This window comes from Duganella radicis (assembly GCF_009720825.1).
Lineage (GTDB): Bacteria > Pseudomonadota > Gammaproteobacteria > Burkholderiales > Burkholderiaceae_D > Rugamonas > Rugamonas radicis.
The window spans coordinates 1-19571 of the sequence record NZ_WNKY01000038.1 but is presented as its reverse complement, the minus strand read 5'-3'; the positions used below and the strand labels follow the sequence as shown (position 1 = coordinate 19571).

Below are 19571 nucleotides of genomic sequence, written 5' to 3'. Positions count from 1 at the left end.
GGTACTCGGATATCGGTTTACGGCGCGGCCGGGCTGGCGGCCCATTCGGCGATGAAGGTGTCGCGGAAGGCGATCAGTTCTTTGAGGCGGGTTTCGCCGAGGCGGCGGCCGGCGGCGGTCTGCATCTTGCCGGGCAGGGTGGCCAGCTTGGTGTCGATGTGGTCCAGCGCGTAGGCCTTGTCGTCCAGGTCGCGGTGCAGCGCCATCGGGTCGTCCGGATGCGCCAGCGCCGAATCCATGCGGCCGGCGGTGTAGAACAGGCGCGCCAGGCCGACCGCGCCCAGCGCGTCCAACCGGTCGGCGTCCTGCACGATGCGCGCTTCGATGGTCTCCGGCCGGATGCCGGCCGAGAAGCTGTGGCTTTCGATGGCATGCGCCACGGCGGCCAGTTTATTGGGCGGGAAGTCCAGCTCCGCCAACTGGCGGCTGGCCAGCAGCGCGGCCTTGCGCGAGGCGAGGTGACGTTCCGGATCGTTCTTGGGCAGGTTGACCAGGTCGTGCAGATAGCATCCCGCCAGCACGACCAGCGCGTCGGCTTCGGGGTAGTCATCCAGCAGCAGGCTGGCGTTGCGCCAGACGCGGTGCAGGTGGTTGGTATCGTGCGCGCCGTCTATCCCTTGGGCTGCGTTAGCCAAAGCGACCAGGCGTGGGTGCCAGCTGTTGAGCAAGCTATTCATCGTTCTCCCTGAGTGTGGACGATTTTGGCTCAAATCATACACCATGGCTGAAATAATAATCTGGAGCTTGCTATAAGGTTATTTATTGCCAAGACGCATTTATTTGCTGCAAAGGAACTTTACTTGAGGTAACATTATGGGTAATCACTTTAGCAATGAAGGAAAACTCATGTCTGACGTCCGCGAATACCTGGCCTTCACCCTGGGCAAGGAAGAATACGGCATCGATATTCAAAAAGTCGCTGAAATCCGCAGCTACGAAACGCCAACCCGCATCGCCAACGCGCCGGACTTCGTCAAGGGCGTGGTCAACCTGCGCGGCATCATTGTGCCGATCGTGGACATGCGCATCAAGTTCAACCTCGGCACCCCGACTTATGACCAGTTCACCGTGGTCATCATCCTCAACATCGGCCACCGCGTGGTGGGCATGGTGGTGGATCGCGTGTCGGACGTGACCATGCTGCTGCCGGAGCAGATCAAGCCGGCGCCGGAAATCGGTTCGGCCATGAACACCGAACATATCGTCGGCCTGGGCACCATCGACGAGCGCATGCTGATCCTGGTCGATATCGACAAGCTGATGTCCAGCGCCGACATGGGCCTGATCGAGAACACCGCACTGGCGGCGTAATCCTGGCCGGGCAGGCCCCGATGCTGGTTCCGTTTTTGATTTACTGTGAGAGGTAGGTGCAAGAATGAATATGTTGGCGAATATCAGTATCGGCAAACGCCTGGCCCTGGGTTTCACGATCATCCTGGCGTTTGCGATGCTGATCACCGGCATTGGCGTGTGGCGCCTGCAAGGCGTGGCGTCGGCCACCAGCGAAATGATGCAGGTGCCGCTGGCCAAGGAGCGCATGATCTCCGACTGGTCGGGCAAGATTGATAGCGGTATCCGCCGCACCACCGCGATCGCGCGCAGCAGCGATCCCTCCCTCGGCGCATACTTTGCCGAGGAATCCAAGGCCTCCTCGGCCATTTCGTCCGAGCTGCAAAAGAAAATCGAGACGCTGATTTCGGACGCGGACGAGAAGGAGCTGTTCACCCGCATCGGCGAGCAGCGCAAGGTCTACCTGTCTTCGCGCGACCAGATCGCCAAGCTGAAAACCGCCGGCGAGCTGGAAGAAGCCAACAAGATTTTCGAGAACGTGTTCCGTCCGGGTACGGCCAAGTACCAGGAATTGATCATCGAGCTGTTGAAGATGCAGCGCGCGAAGATCGACGCGGCGGCCCAGCATATCGAGGATATCGCTTCCAGCAGCCGCAATCTGCTGTACGTGCTGGCGGCGCTGGTGCTGGCCTTTGGCGTGACCTGCGCCTGGCTGCTCACCAGCGGCATCACCGGTCCGCTGCAAGAGGCGGTGGAGGTGGCGCGCCGCGTCGCCGGCGGCGACCTGACCGGCCATATCGACGACAGCGCCAAGGATGAAACGGGCCAGCTGCTGTCGGCCTTGAAGGAGATGAACGCTTCCTTGCTGGGCATTGTGACGGATGTGCGCAGCGGCACCGATCACATTACCACCTCGTCGTCCGAAATCGCGCAGGGCAATCAGGATCTGTCGCGCCGCACCGAGCAACAGGCGGGCGCGCTGGAGGAGACGGCGTCCTCGATGGAGGAACTGACCTCGACCGTCAAGCACAATGCGGACAATGCGCGCCAGGCCAACCAGCTGGCAGCATCGGCGGCGCAGGTTGCCGTCAAAGGCGGCGAGGTGGTGGCGCAGGTGGTCGGCACCATGGATTCGATCAATCAGTCGTCCGGCAAGATCGTGGATATTATCGCGGTGATCGACGGCATTGCGTTCCAGACCAATATCCTGGCGCTGAATGCGGCCGTCGAGGCGGCGCGCGCCGGTGAGCAGGGGCGTGGTTTCGCGGTGGTGGCGTCGGAGGTGCGTAATCTGGCGCAGCGTTCCGCTTCCGCCGCCAAGGAAATCAAGGCGCTGATTGGCGATTCGGTCGAGAAGGTTAACCTGGGCAGCAAGCTGGTGGCCGATGCCGGCACAACGATGGATGAAATTGTCGCCAGCGTGCACAAGGTCAGCGACATGATTTCCGAGATCACGGCGGCCAGCAGCGAGCAAAGCGCCGGCATCAATGAAGTGAATCAGGCCATCGGTTCGATGGACGCGGTGACGCAGCAGAATGCGGCGCTGGTGGAGGAGGCTGCGGCTGCGGCGGAATCCATGCAGCAGCAGGCGGCGGCGTTGGCGAAGGCGGTCAGCGTGTTCAAGGTGCATGACAGCGTGACGCAGTTCACGCCGCGCAGCGGCACATCGCGCGCCCCATCTTCCCGCCGCCCGGCGCTGGAACTGTCCCGTCGCCGCGCATAAGGAAGGCCGGCCGCGCAAGCAAGGAGCGCCAACCGCGCCGCCTTGCGGTGTTTGCCGCGCGCAGGCGGGACCCGTGCCGGCGGAAGGCGCCACCGGGCCGCGCCGCCGGTCTAGTCCGCGCTGGCGTGACCGGTGATGGCCTGTTGCGACAGGCGGTCGGCGTCGCCATTGCGGTGACGCGGCACCCAGCGCAGCTGCACCGCGCCCAGCACCGACATCAGCTCCACCACGCGCGCGCGATGCGCTTCCAGTCCTTTGGCCCCGCGCACCGCGCCCAGATTCACATCATTGATCACTACCTGACTATCGCCGCACACGGCAAGCCCGCTGGCGCCTATCTTCACGGCCATCTCCAGCAGCGCTGTCAAGGCCAGATACTCCGCCTCGCTGCTGTTGCCATGGCCGGCGCGACGGCTGATCTCCACCCGCTGGCCGTCCGGCCCGCATAACAGGGCGCCGATGCCGATCTGTCCCGGATTCGGATGCGCCGATCCGTCAAACCACCCGCGCCACGCCGCCACCGGCTGCATGGCGGCCTTGCGCTGCGCCAGTTTTTGCGTGGCCCGCGCCTGTCTTGCCAGGCGCCGCTCATCATCATGCCGGCGTAACTGCTCGCGTTCCGACAGCAACCGCGCCAGGCCGGCCACGCCGGCGGCCAGGGTCAACACCTGCAACAAGGCCTGTGCCTCGGTCACCTGCGTGCGCGCCACCAAACGGCGCGCGGCCACGCGCTCGCCCTTGAAGGCGGCCGTGGCCAGCGTTTCAAACTCAAAGTTGTTCATTAATCGCGACGGCGGTTGTCGGGATGATGATCATAGCGGTTGGGGACGCCGTCGCCATCGCGGTCACGGTCGTAGCGGTTGGGGATGCCGTCGTGATCCCGGTCGCCGCGGCCACCGCCGCGATAATCGCCGCGATTGTCGTGACGATCGTAGCGATTCGGGATGCCGTCATGATCGCGGTCGCCGTTCGGGCCGCGCTCCCAGCGCGCCTCTTCACGGAACCAGCGGCCATCGCGTTCCACCCAGCGCGGCTGCGCATACACATAGCCAGGACGGGAGGCGATCCAGTTACCGCCTATCCAGACGTGGCGATTGGCGCGCCATTCCCAGTAGCCCGGCGACCAGATATAGCCGGGGCGCGGATCGGGAATGCGTTCATAGCGTGGTGGCGGCGGTGCGACGGTAATGTAATCGACGCGCGACGGGCCGTTGTCGACCATCACCCAGCCGGCCGGGCTCAGACGCCAGCCGCCGTCGGCGCGTACCCATTCGGCGGGACGCCAGTAACTGCCGGCGCGTTCACGTTCCCAGTGGCCGCCGGCCCAGACGTGGCGATAACCGTCCCAGTTCCAGTAACCTGGCGCCCAAACATAGCCGTGGCGCGGCGCTGGTACGCTTTCAAAACGTGGAGGCGGCGGTGCGTTGCCGATCACGACGCTGACGCCGACCTGCGCGGAGGCGATGGATGGTGCAAAGGCTGCTGCGCTCAGCGCCAGTATGGCGGTCGCAAAAATTGGCTTGATCATGATAGTGTCCTCCGTCTTCTGATTGCGCTGGTTTCTGCGCATGGACGAACTATATCAAGCGGTATCAGGTGTTGCTTTGAATGATGCAGTTTTTTACATATGACACAAAGCTGTGTGCCGCTGTGTGCGACACCGCACAGACCTTAAATGGCCTTGGTCTGCTTGGTGTCGGCGGCCAGCGTGGCGGCGCGTTCTTCCAGCACGGATTGCAGCTTCTGTTCTGGCGTCAGGCGTTTGGCGCTGACCACCACCACCTGCATGTTGGGATCTTGCGTTTCCACGGCCGATTTATCCAGAGCGTAGGTTGCGCCGCAAGCCAGGGCCACAGTCACGACGAACAGGGTTTCGAAGTTTTTCAGGACGTTCATTTTGCTTCCTTTCGGTGGTTAAAGTGAGTTTCGATGTGCTCACTGTATCCAAAGGCCTGTCAAGGCGCGACGGGATTGCGACGAGCCGCATTTTCGGCGGTCCGAAATGCGTTTTGGCGCGATGGGAGGTGGGTTTTTCCTTGCCCCTCTGCTAAGGAACAGCAGATTCCAACCATCAGCGCGAGGGGCAAATGCCGCGATTCATCCATACGATTCTGCAAGCCTGGAGCGAGCGCCAGCGCGCCCGCCGTCGCAGCGCCAACCTGCGCGCCGGCCAGCGCGCCGGCGCTCGCTCGCGGATCATGTGGCTGGCGTTGGCGAGTCTGTGCGTCGCGCTCGGCGGCGGCGTGCTGATTGCCGGCCATGCGCGCCATCTGGCCGCGTCCACCGCCAGCACGCCGCAATCGGCGGCCAACGTCCGTGCCGCCAACGCTTACCAGTCCGTCCTGCCGGGCATCGCATTCACCGTGCCTGAACAAGCCGGCATCAGCGTCACCCTGCATCCCGGTGGCGCCTTGCTGGTTGCCTCCGGCATGCAAGCCGCGCCGCCAGTGCGCGTTGACCTGTGCAGCCAGATGCGCAGCCCGACCGACAACCGCCTGCTGCCACTGCGCCTCGGCTACCGCTTCGACGACGTTCAGCGCTGGGTGGCCTCGAACGCGCAAATCCCGTTGCGCAACGTTCTGCTGGTGGCCGACAGCAGCACCGGCGCCGACACCATCCCCGAAATCCAGATCGAAGGTACCGCCCGTGCCGACTTCGCCGATCCGCTGAGCGAACCGCTCCAATTGAGCTGGCGTAGCAAGCAGACTGACACCCGCTGGCTGAGCGACGCGAGCTTCGGACAAATAGAGCAGGGCGCCAGCGGCCAGGTCGCGCTGCGCCAGCAAGGATGGCTGTTGTGGGGCGCGAACGCCGCGTTGCGTCTCGAACGACGCAGCAACGCCATGTGCCCGCAGGCCGGCGAGCTGCTGGTGCAAATGTACCGCGCCGCCGCACCCGCCGTCAGCGTCGCCGCCGCTGGTGTCGGCACGAGTCTCGCCAACGTCGTCAGCACCGCTCTTGGTCCCGCGCTGGTGGTTGCCTTCCCTGCGCGCGGCCGCGCCGTCGGCACCTATCTCGCGCCGGGCGCCTATCAGGTGCCCAACGCCGCAGCCAGCGCGCTGGAAGACCAGGCCCTGTTCGAACAGCTGCAAGCCGAAGGGCTGGTGCGACTGACCGCCAGCGGTACAATCGAACTCGCCCCGCGCGATCTGCCGCAATGGCAAGTCGCCGGCGCCGGCGAACGCGCCGCCGAATTGCGGAACTGGCGCCAGATCAAACCCGGTCCCGCCACGCACAAACTCTTCAAGCGCCTGTACTATCAAGCCGATGGCGCCTACGTCCGCCAGCAGATCGACATCTACAACAGCGAACGCCGCCTGCTGGCCTGGCGCATCAAAGCGCCGGAAGGGCTGGCATTGGACTGGACCGCCAGCGCCGGCGGCGGCGATGCTCCCCTGATGGTTGCCACCACCAGCCAGATGCCCGTCTCCGCATCGCGTTTGTTCGCATCGCTGCCGCAAGGCTGGCAGCCATGGATCCGCGTGGCCCGCTGGCCGCAAGGCGGCGACAGCGACGGCGCCCGGCCAACCGTCCACCTCACGGTGACGCTGCCGCGCGCCGCCAGCGGCGGCGAAGTGCTGCACTTGTTAGTCGCCGGCCGCGTCGTAGGCGGCACGGCCAACATCGGCGATTTTGCCGGCAGCGCCAGCGCCCGCATCCCTGGCGCCGTCCCCCAACTCGCGCCAGCCTGCGCCGGCCGCACCTGCGCCAGCAATGCCGACGCCATCGCCCGACTTGCGCCAGCCTGCGCCGGCCGCACCTGCGCCAGCAACGCCGACGCCATCGCCCGACTCGCGCCAGCCTGCACTGGCCGCGCTTGCGCCAGCAGCAGCGACGTCCAGCAAATCACCCTCACTCTGCAAGCGGGCGCGCGCACCGTCCAGCTGGACGTGCAGCCTCTGGACTTCAACGCCCCGGAAGACCAGAAATACCGCCACCTGCGCGTCGCCAACGGCCGCCTGATCTGGCAAGCACTGGCCCAGACCGACAACACCGCATCGCACACCGCCGCACCGTCGCCAGTCCAACTGGAAGACCGCAACGGCAGCACCTTGTGGGCCGACGGCGCCCCCAGCGAAGCGGCGACCGAGGCCGGCCTCGCGCCACTGCTAGGCCTCAATACCGAACACGCCAGCAGCATCGCCGGCATGCTCGCCCGCCTGCCCGCAAGCGACGGCGCGGTGCGCGCCAGTCTCACACTGGACTTGTCCCTGCAAGCCCTCAGCCAGCGCGTGCTGGACTGTGTCGCCATGCAGCGCGGTCGCTGGAGCGAGGGCCGTTGCACCGGCGGCCAAGCCGCACCTGAAGGCCGCCACGCCGGCATCGTCATCCTCGACACCGAAACCGGCGACATCCTTGCCGCAGCCGGCGCCGGCGCGGGCAACGTCACCAGCGCCAACTGGGCCGAAGTACGCGACTTCGACCGCACCAGCCCCGCGCGCAGCCCATTGCGCTTGCCGGCCCTCCAGCACGACGGCGGCGCCCACCAAAGCCCCGGCTCCACCTTCAAGGTCGTGAGCGCGCTCGGACTTGAAATCGCCGCCCAAAGCGATCCCCAGATCGACGCGCTGCTGGGCGGCATGCCACTTCCCGCCATCAACCGCCTGGCCGCACAACGCGGCTACGGTTTCCAGACCGACGCCGCCAGCTACCCGCTGAATCCGCGCCTGGCCCACATCACCAACTACCGCGAACAAAGCCTGGACCGGCGCGCTCAGGAAGGCCGGCTTGGACTGGCGCAAGCGCTGACCTACAGCCTGAATACCTGGTTCGCCTGGTCCGCCGAACTGAGTGACCGCAGCCTGTTCGGCCGTCCGGACGGCGGCGCGCCCGACCTGCAAGCCCTGGACGCCAATGCGCTGGACGGTATCCGTCCCATCGTCGCCGCCGCGCACCGTCTCGGCTTTGAACAATCGCTGCGGCTGGACGGCGGCCTGCTGCCGGCCGATTTCAGTTGGCGTCCATGGGACGCGCTGCAAGCCTCGCCAGCCCACATGGACCCGATCCACACGCGTCACGAACTGCGCCAGATGGCCATCGGGCTGCGCATGCAGGTCACGCCGCTGCAAATGGCGCTGGCTTCGGCGGCGATCGGGCAAGGCAGAGTGGTCGCGCCGCGCATGCTGCTGTCGCTGGGCCGGGGGCAAAGCAGCGTGCCGGCCGCGCCGCCACTGGGCATCCGGCTGGACCGCATCAAGGCCGGCATGAAAGGCGTGGTCGATGTGGGCACCGGTGCCGGCGCATTCCGCGGCGCGGCGCTGGCCGGCGTGCGTCCTGGCCTGTACGGCAAAACCGGCACCGCGCCGAGCGGCGAGGACACGGCCACGGTCTGGTTCACCGGTTGGCTGGAGGCGGGCAGCTTGCCTGGCCAGACCCACCGGCTGGCGATGGCGGCCTTCGTCAGCCATTCCGACGCCACCGGCGGCGAGCATGCGGCGCCAGTGATCGCGGCCATCCTGTCCACGCTGGCGTCGCAGAACGCTGAACAGAAGGGGAAATAGCCTTGTAAACGGAATAATGCTTACTGCCTTTTTGTGGCATGCTTGGAAAGCCTTTTTGACTCACTTTTACTTACAGGACTTTATGCGCTTGCCAGGAACCCGGTATCAGGAGCACGGCTGGGAACAAGTGCGCAAGCTGCTGGGACTCTGCTCGCTGCAAGCCTTCCGGCAGATTGAGATGCACCATGTGCTCGATCCCGAGCAGCACGCGGCGCTGCTTGACGCTTATACCGATGCGGTAGCGGCGTCCCTGCGCGCCAACGCCCGCACCGCGCGCGGCGAGGCCGAGGGCAATAGCTATGGCGAGAGTGTCTATGAGCTTTCGCTGGGCCTGCTGTATGAATTGCAGGCGCAAACCGCTTACTGGACGGCGTTTACCGCCGCCATGGCCAGCGAATATGCGCGCAGCGGCGCGTTCTGGCAGGATGCGGCGGCCGAAGGTGTGCTGCGCAAGAAGGTCAACGATATGTACGCGACCTTGCGCGACAAGGTCGATGCGGACAATTACATCGTCGCCACCGGACGCGAATGTTCGCCCAACAAAATCTACACGTATCGCATGCTGGATACGGCGTATCGCGAGATTGCCGGCTTGTTCGCGGCCTGGGAGCAGAATGCGGCGCAGGTTGGGGCGATACTCGGCAGGCCGCTGGCCGGTACGCCGATCGAGGTTCGGCAGATGAAGTCCATCGGCGGTTGCAAGGCCGAGTGGATTATTCGCTGGAGCGAGTCGCTGGAGCGGTTTGGCGGCTCGCCGGGGCCGTTGCATACCAAATCCAAACGCTTCGCCAGTTTGAAGAATAGTCCGGACAAGATCGCGGCGCTGCTGGTGGAAATTGGCGATTATGAGGAGTTGTCCGCCAATATGGACAGCGCCGACGACTGGCAGGGGGAGGCCGGCGAGGCGGCGCTGTGGCTGGAAGATTACTGGCGTGTGATGGGCGAGTCCGAGCAGGTGGAAGCCAGCGGCCAGTCGCAGGACGAAGACCGCATCCTCGCCGCGCCCGCGCTGGACGACGATGTCGCCGATGCCGATGCCGATGCCGATGCCGCCGGCATCCTCGCCGGGGAAGCCGCCGAGGGCGGCGCGTGGCCGGGGGCGGGCGCCAGCATGGACGCCGCGCCGCTCAGCGAGACCGACCTGGCAGCTGAACAATCCCGCGCGGAAGACCTTTCCCTGCCCCTCCGCTATCTTGAACTGGCGCGGGCCGCGCAGGATGCCGGCAGCTGGACCGTCCGCATGATGCGCGACGAATCGCTGCCGATCCGCCTGGCCGTGTACCACAAGCTGCTGGGCGCAGCCGACGACACTTACCCGGACGCCTGGCTGGACCCGTCCACTGGCGAGCTGCCAACCTTGCAGCAACTGGCGTCGCTGGACCAGATTTCGATGCCGACGCTGCGCAAGCGCCGCAATGAAGCAATCGCCAGGCTGCAAGCAGCGGGCGCGCAATGAAGGAGAACGATTTGAACTCAGCAAAAGATGATCTGGACGCGCGTCTGCAAGAACGCGTGCTGTTGTCGCGTCCAGCGCCGGGCGACCGCCTGATGCTGGCCGACGCCACGCTGCTTGCAGCATTGGACGGCTCGCGCCCCCTGACGCCGAACGAGCGGCAAGCGTTATCGGCATCGCCCCTGACCTTGCGCCGCTTCCGCCAGTTGTCGCTGGAGCGGCATGCGGCCGCGCCAGTGGCCGCCAACGACCCGGTGTGGACCGGCAGCAGCGGCATGTTGCGCGCCGCGTCGACCGCATCAAGCGCAGAGGAGCTGGAGGCGCTGGTCACCGACGATGACCACTGGACCTTGCACTTCCTGCGGCAGGACGGCGGCTGGCAAGTGATCCTGAGCCTGTCGGCCGAAGCGCCATTCGCCACGCGCCTGCTGCGCGAGCAGCCGCAGTTGCGCGTGATCGATGGCGGCGGGGCGATTGTGCTGCAAGGCCGCCTGGATGCGGATGGCGAGTGTGAACGCGCGTGGCCGTTCGCGACGGCGCCGGCATCGCACTTTCAACTGTATGGAGCCGGCTTTGCCGTTGAACCGGTGGCGCCGTAGATGATGGGATTATTCAGCCGTCGCCGCAAGCAGGCCACCGATACCGGTGGTCTGGGCACCACTCTGATCGCGCTGCGGCTCGAAGCGGGGGATGTCGCGCCTGCGCAAAGCACGGTAGTGGTGTTCAACGCGGCTGGCCATGCGCGCCGCATGGCGGCGGGGAAGGTGTTGTGCGAGCAGGGCGAGATGGCGTTCTGTTTTCATCCGGGGCCGTACACGGTGGACTTGATACCGTTCGCCGCCGCGCCGGAGTGGGGCTTGCGGTTGCGGTTCGTGGTGGACGCGGCCAATCCGCGCGTGCCGCAGCAGCGCTTTGATTTGTTTTTGTACAGTGAGACGGCGGGGCGCCTTATGGTGGCGGATTTTGGCGTGTCGGTGGAGCTGGCGTTGCAGGCCGAGCTGGCGCAAGGGGCGCTGGACCTGCCGCCGTGCACCACGCTGGAAGAATGGCACGCGTTCCGCGCCGGCCTGAATCAGCTGATGTACTCGCGCTACGGCGTGACGGTGGACGATTGCGTGCCGGTGGACCTGGGCGAGCAAATCGACTACGCCACCATCCTCCAAACCCGCGCCCAGCAAGAAGCCGCCGCGCATACCGTTGCCGCTGCGATGGAACAAACGCCCGCCGCGATGCCGCCGGCCGGGCAGTCCGCGAACGCTGGGATAGAACACGCACCGGCTGCTGGCGTCGCGAACGCGCCGATAAGACTCGCGCCGGCCGCGGCTTCAGCAGCCGGGCAGACCGTGAACGCTGCGGCGGGGCACGTTGCTGCTGCCGCAGCTCCGGTCGGGAAAGGGGATGGCACGTCGGACTCTATGCCGACCGCTGCGCGGCCGGGTGGACACGCCGCTGCCGCCGTTCCTTCTGCCGGGCAGGCTGCGGATGCTGTGCCGCGCGGTGGCCCCGTCACGGCCGCCGCGCCGCCGTCCGTGCGCACGGCGGAGCAGGATGCGCGGGCCTTGCGGCGCCTGTTCCTTGAGCTGCCGGCCTTGAGCGCCGAGCTGCGTTTGCTGGCGCTGCCCGAAGGCCTGCCGGTCTTCCAGCAGCATCAAGCTTTGCTGCTGCGCCTGGGCATGGCCGCGCTGAACGTCAACACCATGCCCTCGCTGGCATGGTCCGCGCCAGACCAGCCACTGGCCGCCATTGATCAAGCCCGCCGCGCCACCCAGACACTGATCGCACAAGTGGCGCTGGACGAAGCCTGGTCCCTGCTGGCCCGCCTTCAGCTCGCAGACCCGCAACAGTGGCCGCAGCTACTGGACGAGGCAGACCGCATCTGCGCCAATCTGGAAACCGGCCTGTCGCTGCGCCGCAGCGCGCACATCCCGCGCATGGAGCCATCGCTATGACCACCATCTCTATCACCGCCGTGCCGACCAACGCCGAATGCCGCAGCATGCTGGCCGACGGCCGCATCCTCACCATCACCGCCAGCCACCGCCCACGCGCCAACCGGGCCGACGTGAAGTGTATCGTGCCGAACGCTCCTGCAATCGCAGAACGCATGCAGCAAATCGTCCGCCTCGCGCGCCACACCGAGGTCCGGCTGGACAGCCGCGACCAAGTGGTGCTCAGCATGGACATCACGCCCGCCGCCAGCGAGCGAGATTGGGAACTGGCCGCCGTGCTGGCCGACCGCATGGTGCGCGGCCTCCATCCGATCACACCGGGCCAGCACACCAGCGCCCAAGGCAGCTCCGACGCCTGGCACCTCGGCCGCGTCGACGGCGTTGTGAGCGCCGCGCCCGCCGCCAGCGCCACGACCACGCTCGCCGCCGGCGCAGCGCCCACGAGTGCAACCGCCGTCCGCATCGCCACCGAACCGCACGGCGCAGGCTTCGTCGCCGACGCAGAGGCGGCCAAGGACATCGGGCAGGGCGAGGGCGCGCTGCACATCACCCATCTCGGCGCCCTGAGCGGCCACGCCGACCTGTCGTCCGCCGTTTCCACCGTCCGCACCTGGTTCCCTCTGCACAGCGGCGGCATCAACGATAGCCTCGGCTGGCTGGAAGTCAGCGTCTTCCCGCTGGACGTCCCGGCGGCCAGCGAAGAAGACGGCATCGCCGCTCCAGGCCTCGACCTGGCCGCTCAGCAGGAAGTCCGGCAAACGCTCACCGCCGCCCGCCACTTCGACGGCAAAGGCCTGAACCGCTGGCGCACCGTGGTCCGCTTCGGCCAGCCGCGCTTCCAGGGCGGCTCCTATCAACTGGCGCTGGTGATGGCCGACCGCCTCGCACGCGGCCGGGAGTTCGTCCCGCGCGGCCGCATCATCGCCACCGGCAGCTCAACCGCCTGGCACGCCGGCCGCGTCGACACGGTAGAGGGGCGCGAGCCCAAGCTGGAATTAATACTCAATCAAGTCAACCACGGCGACCGCGTGCTCCTGCCCAAAGATTGGCAAGACCAGCTACCGCCCGGATACGCCGCCGGACTACGCCAGAAAGGCGCAAGTCTTGCCTGTATTGACAAGATTGGCATGATTTAAACGTGCGCTGGAAGCAAACCGGGCGCGCCCTGCTAAAATCGGCAATTCGCAGGGCAGCCAGAGAGATGAATCGTAGAAGGAGTCTGACATGTTCCAAATGTTTGGTTTTGGCGGCGTTAAATGCCCGCGGTGCGAGCACAAAAACGGCGACCAGTCGGGCTACTGCAAGCACTGCGGCCTGACGCTGGGCGCGCCGCGCAGCGAACCAGTCCTGCGCGACAACCGCTGGATACCCGGCGATAACGAGCTGGCCGTGTACTTCGGCGTCAGCACGCTGTCCGGCATCTTCACCAAGACGTTGCGCGTGCCGGCCACCACCCGCGCCTACATCCTGCAAGCCGACAAAGCCACCGAAGTGCCGCAGGGCGAATACGAAATCGAAGGCTTCTTCACGCGCCTGAACCATCTGCTGCGCAACCAGAATGCCGAAATCCTGATCACCCGCAGCCTGCCATTGCCGGTCGAGTTCTCATTCAGCGACCTGCACACCGCCGAGCACCTGAAGATATCGGCACGCTTCACCATCTCGGTCCGGATCGAAAACGTGCCGGCCTTCGCCCAGCACTTCATGACCGTGCCGGGCGTGGTCAGCACCCTGCATCTGCACGAGTTACTGGAACCGTCGGTGCGCCAGCTGGCGGCGGAATTCGTCGGCAGCCGCTCGATCCGCGAGATGGCCGGCAATGCCGACCTGCGACTGCAACTGAACGAACGCCTGCAAGCCGCTTTGAAAATCCGCCTGGTCACTTACGGCCTGGCGGCGGACGGCGTGGAAACCGCCGCGCTGCGTCACGACAAATTCGATCACAACCGCGAGCGCGTGGGCACCATGTGGCTTGTGGCGGACGAGCGCCATGTGCAGCTGGAACACGTCAAGCAGCTGGACGAAATCTACAACGAAGAAGAATGGCAGGCCATCTGGCGCGAAGAGCAGAAAATGCACTCGGAGTTCCGCCGTGCCGAACTGCGCCAGGACGCCAGCATCAACAAGGCCGAACTGTCGCTGAAAGAGGCCGAACGTGTGCAAGCCATCCGCGCGCGCGAAGTGGAGCTGTACAGCCGGGTGATGGAATCCAAGACCCGCAAGGTAGCGCTGGACAAAGGCGCCGGCACCGTGCTGGCGGATCTGGAGCACGAACTGGCGCGCAACAAGGCGCACCGCGTCGGCGAGCAGGCCGATTGGGAGCATGTGCGCCATCTGGCGCAGATTCGCATGCGCACCGAACTGGAGGTCTTGCAGCAGACCGCCGCCGAACAGCGCCAGTTGGCGCAGCAACGCCTGTCACACCAGCTGCGCCAGCAGGCGATCGAAAGCCAGATCGCCCAGGCGCAGTTGATTGAGGACGAATCGCACCGCCGCAGCGAACTGGCGGCCCTGCGCCAGCGTGAGAAGGACGAGAAAGCGCGCGAGCTGCAAATTGAAGCGGAAGCCCACGCCGCCCGCATTCAGGGCATGACCATGGCCAACGCCGCTCGCCGGCGCGAGGCGGAGCGCGTGCAGGAGTGGGAAGACCAGCTGGCGCTGGCGCGCCAACGCGAACTGCTGCGCGAGGATGTCGTCAAGGACGCCGCCAACGCCGTGCAAGTGGCGGAGATCAATCAGAAGATCGAAGACCTCAAACGCACCGGCGCGCAAGCCGACGCCGTCGCCCAGTATGAAAAACTGCTGCGCACCATCGAAGCGGATGGTATCCACGCACGCCAGAACCAGGCCAACAACAAGCAGGCCATGCTGGACCAGCTGGCGGTGGACGAGCAGCGCCTGATCCTCAAGCAGAAGGAGCAGGAAGCCGCATGGCAGCACGAGCTGCGCAGATTCGAGCAGGAACGCGCGGCGGCTTTCAGCATTCAGCAGTCGACGCAGGATCACGAGATCCGCCGCATGGAAACCATCAACCGCCTGAGCGACATGGCGATTGCCGCGGTGGCCGCGCCGTCCAACGTGGAAGCGGTGGCGCAGATCATGAAGCTGCAAATCCAGGGCGGCATGTCGCCGGAACAGATACAGGCGCTGGCGCAGGTGGTGGCCGCCGAACATGGCGTGTCGCCGGCGGAAGCGGCGCGCATGGCCTATGAACGCGTGCTGGAAGAGCGCGCGCACCGCGACGCGGAGCTGGACAAGGACCGCCGCTATCAGGTCGATCTGCTCAACACCCAGAACGCCGCCGCTGTTCATACGCGCCGTTGCGCCAACGGGCATGTGGTCCCGGCTGCGCGTGCCCATGATAAATTTTGCGCCGAATGCGGCGCACCTGTGACGTAGGAATAATGCAGACAGCAAGAGACAAGATCCGCGAATTGCGGGCCTTACATGATGACGGTTTGTTGAGTCTCCAGGAGTTCGACCGTCGCAAGAACGCCATCCTCGACGCGGAATACGCGCCGCCGGGAGGCAGCGCCGCGCCTGTCGCTCTGCCGCAGCGCCAGGGCACCGAGCTGGGATTGATGGGCGGGCAGGAGATCGGCCCGCAAAACCGCCGCTACCGGCTGGAGCGTTTGATCGGCATGGGCGGCATGGGACAGGTGTGGCTGGCGACCGATCTGGCCACGCACGCGGAACTGGGTCACAGCGACCAGGTGGCGCTGAAAATTCTGCCGCCGCAGCTGACGCAAAGCGCCACCCACGCCAAGCTGCTGATCGAGGAAGCCACGCAGGCGCGCAAGCTGGCGCATGAAAACATCGTGCGGGTGTATGAATGGGCGCAGGACCCGGCCACCTCCAGCTACTTCATCATCATGGAGTATCTGGAAGGTCAGGATCTGGATGCCTATCTGGCCGAGCAGGGGCAGCTGACGCTGGAGGCGGTGCTCAAGCTGCTGTCGCCGGTGGGCGAGGCGCTGCAATACGCGTGGGACAAGCACAAGCTGGTGCACCGGGATCTCAAGCCGGGCAACGTATTCCTGACCCAGCGCGGCGAAATCAAGCTGCTGGACTTCGGCATCGCCTCGCGCGCACGCAGCGCCGGCAGTAGTCTCGGTTTGCAGACGCCGAACGCCGGCACCGCCGGCTACCGCGCGCCGGAATCCGGCACGCATCAACGGCAGCCGGCGCCCAGGCTGGACGTGTACGCGGTGGCGGTAATGATCTACCAGCTGCTGGAAGGCCGCATGCCGTTCGACGATATGCGGCCGGCGGATTTTCATCCATCGCCGCCGCGCGGCCTGAATGAACGCCAATGGAAGGTGCTGCAAGATGGCTTTGCGTACTTGCAGGAGCGTCGTCCGGCATCGGTGAACGAGTTGCTGGCGGCACTAGGCCGCGCGGCCGGTCCGACCGAGGCGGAACTGGCGGCACAGGCCGAGCAAGCGGCGCGCGAGCGTGAAGCCCGCGAGCAGCAGCGCAAGAAAGAGCAGGCGGCGCAAGCGGAGCAGGCGCGCGTTGATGAAGAAAAACGCAAGGCGATGGTGGCCGAACTGGCGGCACGCCGCCAGGCCGAAGCACAAGCGGCCGCAGTCGAAAAGCAGCGGCTGGAGCAGCAGCGGCGCGCGCTGGAGGCTAAGCAGCGCGCCGAAGCGGAAGCTGCGGCGCAGGCGCGCAAGCAGGTGCTGCGCGAGCAGTTGCTGGCGCGCCGCGAAGCCGATGCGAAAAAAGCGCGCGAGGAGCGCGAAGAGCAGCAGCGCAAGGCCGCGCAGCTGAAGGCGGAAGTCGCGTATCGGCAGGAACAGGAACGGCATCGCAAGCAGCAGGCCGAGCGTCACGCGGCTGAACTGGCGGTGCTGACGGCCAATGCGCCGGTGGCCGATGCCAGCGGCGTGCTGCGCGACCGTTTCCTTGATGGCTCGGGCAATGGCCCGGATCTGGTGCTGATCCCGACCGGCCGCTTCCAGATGGGCTCTCACGAACATGAGCAGGCGACGGCCATCAAGGCTGGCGCGCAGAAAAACTGGCTGGAACGCGAATTGCCGCAGCGCTGGGTGGGCATTGAGCATTCGTTTGCGCTGGGTCGCTATCCGGTCACGGTGGCGCAGTGGCGCCGCTTCGTCAAGGACACCGGCTGGGAATCGCAGTCCGATACTGACTGGCGCGCTCCCGGCTTCGCGCAGACCGACGAGCATCCGGTGGTGGGCGTCAGCTGGATGGATGCGCAGCTTTACCTGCGCTGGCTGTCGGAGAAAACCGGCCATCTGTATCGACTGCCGACCGAGGCGGAATGGGAGTATGCCTGCCGCGCCGGCACCAAGACCGCCTTCAGCTTCGGCGACACCATCAGCACCGAGCAGGCCAACTACGATGGTCACTACACCTACAATGGCGGCCAGCGCGGCGCATATGTGCAGGGCACCAGCAAGGTAGGGGCGTACCAGCCCAATCCGTGGGGGCTGTTCGACATGCATGGCAATGTGTGGGAGTGGACGCAGGACGTGGTGCACGATAACTACGTCGGCGCGCCGGTCGATGGCAGCGCGTGGGAAGAGGGCGGCGATCCTGTGCGGCGCGTGTTGCGCGGCGGCTCGTGGCTGTACAACCCGCGCTACCTGCGGTCGGCGGTGCGCAACGGCTTTTCGGCGGTGCTGGCGAATGACATCGTCGGCTTTCGCGTCGCACGCAAGCTGGCATAAGGTATACTGTTGGCCTTTGAAAATCAGGATTCCCTATGAGCGCCTTGCCACCATGCCCCAAATGCAGTTCCGAATACACCTACGAAGACGGCGCCAATCTGGTATGTCCGGAGTGCGCGCACGAGTGGACTGCCGGCGCTGCCGAAGCGGCGGATGAAGGCGCGCGCGTATATCGCGATGCGGTTGGCAATCTGCTTCAGGATGGCGATACCGTCACCGTCATCAAGGATCTGAAATTGAAAGGTGGCGGCGGTGTGGTGAAGGTTGGCACCAAGGTGAAGAACATCCGACTGGTCGATGCCGATCACGATATCGACTGCAAGATCGACGGCTTCGGTGCCATGAGTCTGAAGACGGAATTTGTCAAAAAGGTGGTTTGATCGTCACCGTGGAGTAGTGCGAGTGCACGCTCCAACCCAGGGTTGAATACAGTGCGCGGCCGGCCTGGGTCGCCACCAGCACGCGTTGCGCGGCTTGCGACCGCTGCGCCGTTCCCAACGCCGCCACGATGGCCGCACCCAGTCCCTGATGCTGATGTGCCGGCGCGGTGGCGATGCGGTCGAACACAAATACGCCCTCATGTTCCACCGCGTAGCCGCTGGCGGCCAGTGTGTCGTCTTCGGTGAAAATACGGGCGGTGGTGACGGAGGCTTCGGTTTGCACTTGCAGCCAGTAGCCCGGCGGCAGCGACGGTATCGGATTGCGTCCGGGCTCCTTGGTCATCAGATAGCCGGGCGGTTGCAGCTGCCACTTCGGCGTGACCAGCGACTCCAGCAACGCCGCGCCGCCGCACATCTTGATGAAGATGTAGGGCTCATCGATTTCCCGCGCCAGCTCGGTGATGCCGGGCGACGGGCCGGCAAACACATAGCGGCGCAGTTCCTGCGGCATGCCCGTGTCCACACGCAGTCCGCCGCGATCCGGCACTGGCTGCGGCAGATTGCGCACGACCGACCGTGCGCGCAGCCAGCGCTCCAGCAGATCCGCGTCCGGCGGCGTGGGTGACAAAGTGCGCATTTTGGCTATCGGCAACATGCTATTCTGGCGTGGTTGAACATAGGAGGCACGATACCGTTGTTTGCCCGCGAATTCAAAACTTTATTGCCACTGGTGTGCGCCAGTGATCCAAGAGCGCAAAGCCAACCACGCGCTGGCCTGCGCCGAAGGGCGCCGCCGTTGACCAAGGCGTTATTTAAGATGCTAACAAAACAGGGAGACCACGATGATATCGATCGCTGCATTGGCGCTGGCCGTGGAACTTGGCGCGGCCACCGATGGGCATTCCAATCTCACGCCCGTACAAACACACGGCGCGTTGCGGATCGAAGGTTCGCAACTGGTGGACCAGCATGGCAAACAGGTGGCCCTGGCCGGGCCGAGCTTCTTCTGGTCGAATACGGGCTGGGGGCAGGAGCGTTTTTATAACGCGGAGGCGGTGAAGACTTTTGCCACCGGCTGGCACGCTTCGGTGGTGCGCGCCGCGATGGGCGTCGATGAAGGCGGTGGCTTGCTTGAGGATGTGGCCAACCGGGCGCGCGTTGAAACCGTGGTGGACGCCGCCATCGCCAACGGCATCTACGTGATCATCGACTGGCATTCGCATCATGCCGAGCAATACCCTGACCAGGCGGTTGCGTTTTTCACGGCGATGGCGCGCAAATATGGCGGCACGCCGAACGTCATCTACGAAATTTATAATGAGCCGCTGGATGTCTCGTGGAGCGGCACTATCAAGCCGTATGCTGAAAAAGTCATCGCCGCCATTCGCGCTGCCGATCCCGATAATCTGATTGTGGTCGGCACGCCGAAATGGTCGCAGGATGTCGATGTGGGATTGTGTCCCACGACGTGGTGTATGAAGACTTCGCCGGAATCGGCGTTTAGGAAGGCAGCTTGAGGGCGGCCATTGTGATTCTTAAGGTAAATTTGGGTTTGCGAAGACTCAACTCAACCAGAGGA

Annotated in this window: 16 protein-coding genes; 11 read left to right on the top strand and 5 right to left on the bottom strand. The window is 65.3% G+C overall.

Annotated elements, in window-relative coordinates:
• Positions 1–17: 17 nt before the first annotated feature.
• Complete coding sequence (locus GM676_RS24040) at positions 18–677, bottom strand: HD domain-containing protein (RefSeq protein WP_155466656.1); 660 nt, start codon at positions 675–677, stop codon at positions 18–20.
• A 169-nt stretch (positions 678–846) separates the two neighbouring features.
• On the opposite strand from GM676_RS24040, the gene GM676_RS24035 reads away from it, so the two are divergent.
• Both GM676_RS24035 and GM676_RS24030 read left to right on the top strand, forming a co-directional pair.
• Positions 847–1311, top strand: a complete 465-nt coding sequence (locus tag GM676_RS24035) for a chemotaxis protein CheW (protein WP_229262842.1) — start codon at positions 847–849, stop codon at positions 1309–1311.
• A gap of 64 nt (positions 1312–1375) precedes the next feature.
• Positions 1376–3013, top strand: a complete 1638-nt coding sequence (locus GM676_RS24030; protein WP_155466654.1) for a methyl-accepting chemotaxis protein — start codon at positions 1376–1378, stop codon at positions 3011–3013.
• A gap of 110 nt (positions 3014–3123) precedes the next feature.
• Here GM676_RS24030 and GM676_RS24025 read toward each other — a convergent pair whose 3' ends face one another.
• The 3 genes from GM676_RS24025 to GM676_RS24015 form a co-directional block, all read right to left on the bottom strand.
• A complete protein-coding gene (locus tag GM676_RS24025) occupies positions 3124–3795 on the bottom strand; it encodes a ribonuclease HI family protein (protein ID WP_155466653.1) in 672 nt (223 codons plus the stop codon).
• Complete coding sequence (locus GM676_RS24020) at positions 3795–4541, bottom strand: YXWGXW repeat-containing protein (RefSeq protein ID WP_155466652.1); 747 nt, start codon at positions 4539–4541, stop codon at positions 3795–3797. Before GM676_RS24020 ends, GM676_RS24025 begins: the two co-directional genes overlap by 1 nt.
• Before the next feature lie 143 nt (positions 4542–4684).
• Positions 4685–4909 carry a hypothetical protein gene (locus GM676_RS24015; protein ID WP_155466651.1) on the bottom strand — a complete coding sequence of 75 codons (225 nt, stop codon included), beginning with the start codon at positions 4907–4909 and terminating at the stop codon, positions 4685–4687.
• A 191-nt stretch (positions 4910–5100) separates the two neighbouring features.
• Here GM676_RS24015 and GM676_RS32650 point away from each other — a divergent pair, with 191 nt between their 5' ends.
• The 8 genes from GM676_RS32650 (at position 5101) to GM676_RS23975 (ending at position 17992) form a co-directional block, all read left to right on the top strand.
• Entirely contained in the window at positions 5101–8514 is a 3414-nt protein-coding gene (locus tag GM676_RS32650; protein ID WP_155466650.1) for a penicillin-binding transpeptidase domain-containing protein, read from the top strand.
• A gap of 82 nt (positions 8515–8596) precedes the next feature.
• Positions 8597–9970 carry a hypothetical protein gene (locus GM676_RS24005; protein ID WP_155466649.1) on the top strand — a complete coding sequence of 458 codons (1374 nt, stop codon included), beginning with the start codon at positions 8597–8599 and terminating at the stop codon, positions 9968–9970.
• A gap of 11 nt (positions 9971–9981) precedes the next feature.
• Positions 9982–10566 (top strand): hypothetical protein, encoded by a 585-nt coding sequence (locus tag GM676_RS24000; RefSeq protein ID WP_308936699.1) that lies wholly within the window; start codon positions 9982–9984, stop codon positions 10564–10566.
• Complete coding sequence (locus GM676_RS23995) at positions 10567–11916, top strand: hypothetical protein (RefSeq protein ID WP_229262841.1); 1350 nt, start codon at positions 10567–10569, stop codon at positions 11914–11916.
• Entirely contained in the window at positions 11913–13052 is a 1140-nt protein-coding gene (locus tag GM676_RS23990; RefSeq protein ID WP_155466647.1) for a hypothetical protein, read from the top strand. Before GM676_RS23995 ends, GM676_RS23990 begins: the two co-directional genes overlap by 4 nt.
• 88 nt (positions 13053–13140) lie before the next feature.
• Positions 13141–15315 carry a coiled-coil domain-containing protein gene (locus GM676_RS23985; RefSeq protein ID WP_155466646.1) on the top strand — a complete coding sequence of 725 codons (2175 nt, stop codon included), beginning with the start codon at positions 13141–13143 and terminating at the stop codon, positions 15313–15315.
• A 5-nt stretch (positions 15316–15320) separates the two neighbouring features.
• A complete protein-coding gene (locus GM676_RS23980) occupies positions 15321–17612 on the top strand; it encodes an SUMF1/EgtB/PvdO family nonheme iron enzyme (protein ID WP_155466645.1) in 2292 nt (763 codons plus the stop codon).
• A 35-nt stretch (positions 17613–17647) separates the two neighbouring features.
• Entirely contained in the window at positions 17648–17992 is a 345-nt protein-coding gene (locus GM676_RS23975) for a zinc ribbon domain-containing protein YjdM (RefSeq protein WP_155466644.1), read from the top strand.
• On the opposite strand, the gene GM676_RS23970 is transcribed toward GM676_RS23975, so the two are convergent.
• Positions 17976–18629 (bottom strand): GNAT family N-acetyltransferase, encoded by a 654-nt coding sequence (locus GM676_RS23970; protein ID WP_170304353.1) that lies wholly within the window; start codon positions 18627–18629, stop codon positions 17976–17978. The two genes, GM676_RS23975 and GM676_RS23970, sit on opposite strands and share 17 nt — an antisense overlap.
• A gap of 205 nt (positions 18630–18834) precedes the next feature.
• On the opposite strand from GM676_RS23970, the gene GM676_RS23965 reads away from it, so the two are divergent.
• Positions 18835–19509, top strand: coding sequence for a glycoside hydrolase family 5 protein (locus tag GM676_RS23965; RefSeq protein WP_155466642.1), 675 nt, complete (start codon positions 18835–18837; stop codon positions 19507–19509).
• The last annotated feature ends 62 nt before the right edge of the window (positions 19510–19571 follow it).